A 7,649-nucleotide genomic window follows, 5' to 3' on the forward strand; every position below is an offset into this window, starting at 1 on the left:
AATGTGGGAGCGGGCTTGCCCGCGATGAACGATGACGCGGATTTAGCGTTGCAACACAAGAATGCGCGACAACAACTCATCCCGATCCACATAGCACCCCTGAAAATGCCGGGCACCGCTGGCGGKGTCGAACGCATTCCGGGCATGCAGCGTGCGACGGTTATCAAAGCACCACAGCTCACCCGGATTAAGCCGCGTCATCACCCGAAACCGCGCTTCCCGAGTCATCGCAATGAACCGCCGGTACGCGTGATACAACCTGGGCATCTGCTCCACGGAGGCATCAAACGGCCCGCGCAGAAAGTTCGCCATGCGAATTTCCGACACCTGTCCCAAAGCATCCAGTGCAATGATCGGCGCCAGGCAACGGTAGTCGCTGTGACGGTCCTTGTTGCGGAACTCCACAGGGATTTCGCAGAGGCTTTGGAACGCCTCGGGATCCTCATTGCGCAAGGCTTCGGCAATGGCAAAGCCGTCGACGAAAATACTCTCGCCACCGTCGGCGTCATTGACCAGGCAATGCAGAAATTGCAGCCCCGGTTGCAGCTCCCGGGTCGGCAGATCGCTGTGCAACGGCAGGTTGAAAGCGGTGTAGGCATTGCTGTCGGCATCGGCCTTGGATTGCACGTTGAACAGCACACCGAAATTGCTTTCGCGGATGAAGGAAATCCGCTGGGCGATCAGTTTCAGTGAACCCGGCTCAGTCGGCACGCCGCGCACCTGAGTCAGGCCGACGTCGCGCACCGCCAGCAGCCATTGCAGCAGGGCGTTATTGTCGTTCATCAACGCCTGGTAATCGAACACCGGCAACTGCAAATCGCTGTGCCAAAGCTGCGCTTTGGGTTTGCCGGCCTGGCGCTCGGCGCGGGATTCATCGTCATAGGCGTGGGCGCGCAACCAGCCGGGGTCGAAGCGGCTGAGGTGGCCATCTTCCCACTCGACGCTGAGACAACCTTCAACATCGACACTTGCCCCGCTTGGCATCAGGTTTGGCGCGACATCGACAATTTCCAGTACTTGCTCGCGGGTCACGGCATAGACGCATTTCGGGCACGGGCAGTTGTCCCGCAACCATTGGTGATGAAAGGGGCTGACGCGATGATCGGCCCACTTCACCAGAATTCGGTCCGCCAAGGGATGCACGCCAAGGAGCGCGCTGATCAACGGATAAGTACGGAAGTCGGCAAAAGCGGCGGCGGTGTTCAATGGCGATCTCCTTGTTATTTTTGGGGGGGTAAAGCGATCACTCGGCCAATGTAGTCAGGGGTGGGCAGGTCGGTTTGCTCGGCAACAATGGCTTGCAGCTTGCTTAGTGACAGTTCGCTGAACGGTGCGGATCGTGGCCCGGCGAGTTCGACGTGAAGCAACATTTGTTCGTTACCGGCCAGCGCCTTGTCATCACCCACCAAGTGGAGGCTGTGATAGAGGTGCAGGCGCTTGCTGTCGTGGCCAATGATCTGCGTATGCACTTCGACGTCGGCGTCGAGCTTCACTTCGTGCAGGTAATTGAGGTGAAGTTCGAGGGTGAACAGCGAGTGGCCGCTGGCTTCGCGGTTATTGCTGTCCATGCCGAGGCGATCCATCAGCGCGTCGGTAGCGTAGCTGAAAATCAGCAGGTAGAAGGCATCGCGCAAGTGGCCGTTGTAGTCGACCCAGTCGGAGATGATGCGGGTTTGGTAGGTGGTGAGGGTGGGCATGTTTCTCTCCAGGCATGATCGGGATGATCGTCCCCACGCTCCGCGTGGGGATGCAGCCCGGGACGCTCTGCGTCCCAAGAGCGGACGCAGAGCGTCCATTGAGGCATTCCCACGCGGAGCGTAGGAACGATCAGTGCGGCGGGTTATTCGCTGAAAGCCATCCCATGCTTCTCTTTGGTGGTCTTCACCGCCTCAAGCACCGCCAGCAGGCAATCATCACGATAGCGCTCCAACGCCGAAATGCTGTGCGTCCCCAGCTGATCAGTGGTGCCATCCACCACATCATCAATCAGTTTTTCGGTCAACTCCGGCGCCGGCAGGTACGTCCACGGCAACTGCAAGGCCGGTCCGAACTGCGCCATGAAGTGGCGCATCCCGGCATCGCCGCCGGCCAGGGTGTAGGTCAAGAACGTGCCCATGAACGACCAGCGCAGGCCCGCGCCAAAACGAATCGCGTCGTCGATTTCACCGGTGGTCGCCACGCCGTCGTTCACCAGGTGCAGCGCCTCGCGCCAGAGTGCTTCGAGCAAGCGGTCGGCGATAAAGCCGGGAACTTCCTTGCGCACATGCAGCGGACGCATACCCAAGGATTCATAGACTTTCATTGCTGCTTGAACGGCTTCCGGCGCAGTGTTTTTGCCGCCGACCACTTCCACCAGCGGCAGCAAATAAACCGGGTTGAACGGGTGCCCGACCACGCAGCGTTCCGGGTGCGTTGCGCTCTCGTAGAACTCGCTCGGCAGCAGGCCCGATGTACTGGAGCCGATCAAGGCATCAGGTTTGGCCGCTGCGCTGATTTTGCTGTGCAGTTCCAGTTTCAGATCGAGGCGTTCAGGGGCGCTTTCCTGAATGAAATCGGCATCGCGTACGCATTCCTCAATTGTCGCGACAAAGCGCAAACGATCCTGAGAGGCTCCAGGCGCCAGGCCCTGTTTCTCCAGTGCGCCCCAGGCGTTGGCGACACGTTCGCGCAGGGCTGCTTCGGCACCCGGCGCGGGGTCCCAAGCCACAACGTCGAGGCCATGGGCGAGGGCGCGGGACACCCAGCCGCTGCCGATGACACCGCTGCCCAGGGCTGCGAAGGTTTTGATTTCGGTGATGAAGGTCATGGCGACGTCCTGAAAGTATTCGGTGATCCCCTGTGTGAGCGAGCCTGCTCGCGATTGCGCAGTGTCAGTCGGCAGAGATGCCGGATGTGACGGCCCCATCGCGAGCAGGCTCGCTCCCACAGTTGGAAAGAGTTGTTAGCAGTTAACCGCGCTTGGTCAGCCCCATTTTTATGCGACCTTCCGCCGGGGTCAGCACGCGGGCACCCAGTCGGCTGAGGATTTCGCTGGCGCGCTCGACCAGTTGGCCGTTGGTCGCCAGTACGCCTTTGTCCAGCCAGATGTTGTCTTCCAGCCCAACCCGCACGTTGCCGCCGAGCAGCACTGCCTGAGCGGCCATCGGCATCTGCATGCGACCGATACCAAACCCTGCCCACACCGCATTGGCCGGCAGATTGTCGACCATGGCTTTCATGGTGGTGGTGTCCGCCGGCGCGCCCCACGGGATGCCCAGGCACAGCTGGAACAGCGGGTCGTCGAGCAGGCCTTCCTTGATCATCTGCTTGGCGAACCACAGATGACCGGTGTCGAAAATTTCCAGCTCGGCTTTCACGCCCAGCTCTTGAATGCGTTTGGCGCCGGCACGCAGCTGGGCCGGGGTGGACACGTAAATAGTGTCGCCATCGCCGAAGTTCAGGGTGCCGCAATCGAGGGTGCAGATTTCCGGCAGCAGTTCTTCGACATGCGCCAGGCGGGTCAGCGGGCCGACCAGGTCGGTGTTCGGGCCGAACTCCATCGGGTTCTCGCCGGCGCCGATTTCCAGGTCGCCACCCATGCCAGCGGTAAGGTTGACGATGATGTCGACGTCGGCCTCGCGGATGCGCTCCATCACTTCACGGTACAGCGCCACGTCACGGCTGAACTTGCCGGTTTCGGGGTTGCGCACGTGGCAGTGCACCACGGTGGCGCCGGCCTTCGCGGCTTCCACGGCGGCGGCGGCGATTTGTTTCGGGGTGACCGGCACGTGTGGGCTCTTGCTGGTCGTGTCGCCAGCACCGGTGAGTGCGCAGGTGATGATGACGTCGTGGTTCATGAGGCGGTTCCTTACAGGCGTGATTAGTCTGTTCGCAGCCCTGTCGGGCTGCGAATCGATGGTTCGATTGAGGGTTATTTACTGGTCAGTTTCAGGTTTTCAGCCGCGGGTTTGCCATCGAAGGTGGTCACGCCTTCGAGCCAGCGCTGTTTGTCTTGCGGGTGATCTTTCAGCCATTGCCTGGCCGATTCGAAGGCGTCCTTGTGATCCAGCAGCGGCTGCATCATCCGGCTCTCGTCTTCGGCGGAGTAAGTCAGGTTGCTCAGCAAACGACCGATGTTCGGGCACTGCTCGGTGTATTTCGGCGCGGTGACGGTCCAGACCGTGGCCATGCCTTCGTCCGGGCCGAGGGCGTCGTCACTGCCGGTGAGGTAGGTCATCTTCACGTTGACGTTCATCGGGTGCGGCGCCCAGCCGAAGAACACCACGGCCTCGTTGCGACGCACGGCGCGATCCACTGCGGCGAGCATGCCGGCTTCGCTGGACTCGACCAGTTGGAACTTGCCGAGACCGAACTGGTTCTTGGCGATCATCGCCTTGATCTGGGTATTGGCGCCTGAGCCAGGTTCGATACCGTAGATCTTGCCGCCCAACTCTTTCTCGAAATTGGCGATGTCGGCGAAGGTTTTCAGGCCCTTGTCGGCGAGGTATGTCGGTACGGCGAGGGTGGCGCGGGCGTCTTTAAGGCTTGGCGCTTCAAGCACTTTGACCTGGTTGCCATCGACGAACGGGGTGATGGTCTGGGTCATCAGCGGGTTCCAGTAACCGAGGAACAAGTCCAGACGCTGGTCGCGGATCCCGGCAAAGATGATTTGCTGGGATGCGCTGGTTTGTTTGGTGTTGTAGCCGAGGCCATCGAGCAGGACCTGGGTCATGGCACTGGTGGCGATTACGTCAGTCCAGTTCACTACGCCCATGCGCACGTTCTGGCATGAGGCGGGTTCGGCGGCCATGACACTGGCGCTCAGCAAGGCGGTACCGCTGAGTGCAAGAACACAGCTGCTGATCAGTCGTTTCATCTCAGGTTCCTCGGCAGTTCATTATTGTGGGTCCGGTCTGCATCCGGTCTTGCGGATAGCGCTCATATTTTGGCGAGTGGCTGTTGTACTCAGGCAAGGCGCCGCGACGAGTCATAGCCCGCTATGACGAGGAGCGGCAACGCAGCTTGAGGGCAACAGACGCCGCAAAAATTGAGCAGCTATTCGTAAGACCGGATGCGCCGTGCGCCGGTGATGCCAAGTTACGCAGCTACGCTCCCATGAAAGCGCACTACGGCGACCAGCTCTTGCACTGCAGCGACCTGTCCTCTTGAATGCCTGATGCAAGTGGCGTATCAACGTCCTCACGCTACCCGCCCTCACGTTACCCGCCTATCGAGTGCGCCCCATGTCCCAGGATTTCTACTTCTTGTTGATGCCGGGTTTCTCGGCCATTGGATTTATCTCGGCCATCGAACCGCTGCGGGTCGCCAACCGCTTCCGCGGCGAGCTGTATCGCTGGCATGTGTTGAGCGCTGACGGCGGCGCGGTATTGGCCAGCAACGGTATGTCGGTCAACGCCGACGCGGCGCTGGAACCGTTGAAGAAAGGCGCGATCCTGCTGGTCGTCGCAGGTTTTGAGCCGCTGAAGTTTGCCACCCCGGCGCTGGAGCACTGGTTGCGGCGTCTCGACAACGAAGGCGTGACCCTCGGCGCCATCGACACCGGCAGCTTCATCCTCGCCGAGGCCGGCCTGCTCGACGGCCATCGCCTGACCCTGCACTGGGAAGCCATCGACGCGTTCAAGGAATCCTATCCACAGCTCAGCGTCACCCAGGAGCTGTTCGAGATCGACCGCCGCCGCATCACCTCGGCGGGCGGCACCGCCTCCATCGACCTGATGCTCGACCTCATCGCCCAGGCCCACGGCCCGGAACTGGCGATCCAGGTCAGCGAACAATTCGTACTTGGCCGCATCCGCCCGCGCAAAGACCACCAGCGCATGGAAGTCGCCACGCGGTACGGCATCAGCAACAAGAAGCTCGTGCACGTGATCGGCGAGATGGAACAGCACAGCGAACCGCCGCTGAGCACGCTGGAACTGGCGGAGTCGATCAAGGTGACGCGGCGGCAGCTGGAGCGATTGTTTCGCCTGCACCTGAACGACACACCGAGCAATTTTTACCTGCGATTACGCTTGGAAAAGGCGCAGCAGTTGTTGCGGCAGACGGATATGAGTGTGCTGGAGGTGAGCATTGCGTGCGGGTTTGAATCGCCGTCGTATTTCACCCGAAGTTATCGGGCGAAGTTTGAGCGGTGTCCGCGGGAAGACCGACGTACCGCCAAAGCATGACCAGCCGAGAAACCTGTRGGAGCCGGCGGTGCGACGATTCGACTTGCCCGCGATCGCGGTGTGTCAGTCAACATCAATGTTGAAAGTGCCGGCCTCATCGCGGGCAAGTCGAATCGTCGCACCGCCGGCTCCYACAGGTTCTATGTGTTGGCGGGATTTGAGTTACTTTTTCATCAGCGCCGAGCAAGCGGCTTTAAACGCTTCATGCTGATACTTGTTCAACGTCGCCGGCAGCTGAAAATCAAACTTCTTGCTCTGCGCATTAATCATCTGTGGCGACAGCAGCGTCACCTCGCAATTCTCCAGCAGCTGAAAAACCCCTTCGATTTTGAACGTGGTTGGCCCGCCCGCAAACTCGCCTTTCTTGCTGCGCTTCTTGATCGCGATCCGGTCTATGGAGTTCTCACGCACGAACGACGCGACCTGGGCGGCAAAGACTTTGACGTTCGCCGCGTCCTCGTCATCGTCGAGGGCGATTTTCTTGGTGGCCAGCGCAACGTGGCTGAGCACTTGGTCGTCGAGGGAGGCCACGGCGATGATCGCCTCGCTGCCTTTGATTTCGATGCCGCAGACTTTCATTTCGATCCCTTTTGGGTCAGGCGGTGGAGTCTGGATGGTGGCGCAGCGGGGGCGTGAAGTCACGAATTGAGTGCTACAGGGTGGTCGACTGCCCGCGACGGTCCAGCTCGAAGACTTTGTTTTGTTGCAGGCGTTCCTTGAGCCAGCGCTCTGCTTTTCCCATTTTCCGTGTACGAGCCCAGAGCAGGTCAACCCCGATGTGCCAGTCCGTATTGGGGTAGGCGTCGAGTTGCAGTTCGACCAGTTCGCCATTGGCCAGCTCGCGTTGAATCAACTGGCGGGGCAATGTCGCCCAGCCGAGCCCTGCACGGACCATTTCCAGCAATGCCAGATAATTTTCCGCCTGCCAGATACGGGTGGAGCACAGGTACTCGCTGCTGGGAAATTTTTCGGCATGTGCACTGAATGCCAGCCGACGGTGCACGTGCAAGTCGTCGAAGTTCACGCTCTCCAGTTTCGCCAGCGCATGCTCCGGGTGACAGACATGCAGCATGATTAACTTGCCCATTTGCTGGAATTCCAGTTCCGGCGGGTATTGGGGTTGGGAGAAGGCGATCCCCAGCACCGCCTGACCCTTGGCCACAAGCTCGCTGACATCCCCATACACCGGGTGCCGAATAATCAGATCCACATATGGGAAGGCCTTTTCGAAATCCAGCAACGCCGGCATTACGGCGTTGTACGGCGTTTCGATTGCCAGAGACAGGCTGGGCTCAAGTACATCCGACAAGCAGTCGGCATGGGCCTGCAGCGTCAGGCAGCGTTCCAGAACTGACTGAGCCTGCAGTAGCATTTTGTGACCAGCTGCCGTCAGGACCGGGCTGCGAGTGGAGCGGTCGAACAGTGCCACGCCGAGGTCAGCTTCCAGATTGGAGATCGCCACACTGACGGTCGATTGAGTCT

General features: G+C 60.3%; 8 protein-coding genes. 1 reads left to right on the forward strand and 7 read right to left on the reverse strand.

Going from position 1 to position 7,649, the window contains the following annotated elements:
- Window positions 1-42: 42 nt before the first annotated feature.
- The 5 genes from AC1DSG_RS24200 to choX form a co-directional block, all read right to left on the reverse strand.
- Window positions 43-1,206 carry a gamma-butyrobetaine dioxygenase gene (locus AC1DSG_RS24200; protein ID WP_477793152.1) on the reverse strand — a complete coding sequence of 388 codons (1,164 nt, stop codon included), beginning with the start codon at window positions 1,204-1,206 and terminating at the stop codon, window positions 43-45.
- Between the two features lie 14 nt (window positions 1,207-1,220).
- Entirely contained in the window at window positions 1,221-1,697 is a 477-nt protein-coding gene (locus AC1DSG_RS24205) for a thioesterase family protein (RefSeq protein ID WP_477793153.1), read from the reverse strand.
- A 143-nt stretch (window positions 1,698-1,840) separates the two neighbouring features.
- Window positions 1,841-2,806, reverse strand: a complete 966-nt coding sequence (locus AC1DSG_RS24210) for an L-carnitine dehydrogenase (protein WP_477793154.1) — start codon at window positions 2,804-2,806, stop codon at window positions 1,841-1,843.
- A 142-nt stretch (window positions 2,807-2,948) separates the two neighbouring features.
- On the reverse strand, window positions 2,949-3,836 hold the full coding sequence (gene cdhC, locus AC1DSG_RS24215; protein WP_477793155.1) for a 3-dehydrocarnitine:acetyl-CoA trimethylamine transferase CdhC: 888 nt from the start codon (window positions 3,834-3,836) through the stop codon (window positions 2,949-2,951).
- A 74-nt stretch (window positions 3,837-3,910) separates the two neighbouring features.
- Entirely contained in the window at window positions 3,911-4,855 is a 945-nt protein-coding gene (gene choX, locus AC1DSG_RS24220) for a choline ABC transporter substrate-binding protein (protein WP_477793156.1), read from the reverse strand.
- Between the two features lie 367 nt (window positions 4,856-5,222).
- On the opposite strand from choX, the gene AC1DSG_RS24225 reads away from it, so the two are divergent.
- A complete protein-coding gene (locus AC1DSG_RS24225; protein WP_477793157.1) occupies window positions 5,223-6,167 on the forward strand; it encodes a GlxA family transcriptional regulator in 945 nt (314 codons plus the stop codon).
- A gap of 162 nt (window positions 6,168-6,329) precedes the next feature.
- On the opposite strand, the gene AC1DSG_RS24230 is transcribed toward AC1DSG_RS24225, so the two are convergent.
- The gene (locus AC1DSG_RS24230) at window positions 6,330-6,746 is read right to left on the reverse strand and encodes a DUF3010 family protein (protein WP_477793158.1); all 417 of its coding nucleotides are present in this window, start codon (window positions 6,744-6,746) and stop codon (window positions 6,330-6,332) included.
- A 73-nt stretch (window positions 6,747-6,819) separates the two neighbouring features.
- The coding region (locus AC1DSG_RS24235; RefSeq protein WP_477793159.1) for a LysR family transcriptional regulator at window positions 6,820-7,649 on the reverse strand (830 nt) is incomplete at its 5' end.

This window comes from Pseudomonas sp. P5_A12 (assembly GCF_056400685.1).

Coding starts and splice junctions, on each gene's coding strand:
- choX (WP_477793156.1), bottom strand. CDS start 4,855: ATGAAACGACTGATCAGCAGCTGTGTTCTTGCACTCAGCGGTACCGCC.
- AC1DSG_RS24210 (WP_477793154.1), bottom strand. CDS start 2,806: ATGACCTTCATCACCGAAATCAAAACCTTCGCAGCCCTGGGCAGCGGT.
- cdhC (WP_477793155.1), bottom strand. CDS start 3,836: ATGAACCACGACGTCATCATCACCTGCGCACTCACCGGTGCTGGCGAC.
- AC1DSG_RS24230 (WP_477793158.1), bottom strand. CDS start 6,746: ATGAAAGTCTGCGGCATCGAAATCAAAGGCAGCGAGGCGATCATCGCC.
- AC1DSG_RS24225 (WP_477793157.1), top strand. CDS start 5,223: ATGTCCCAGGATTTCTACTTCTTGTTGATGCCGGGTTTCTCGGCCATT.
- AC1DSG_RS24205 (WP_477793153.1), bottom strand. CDS start 1,697: ATGCCCACCCTCACCACCTACCAAACCCGCATCATCTCCGACTGGGTC.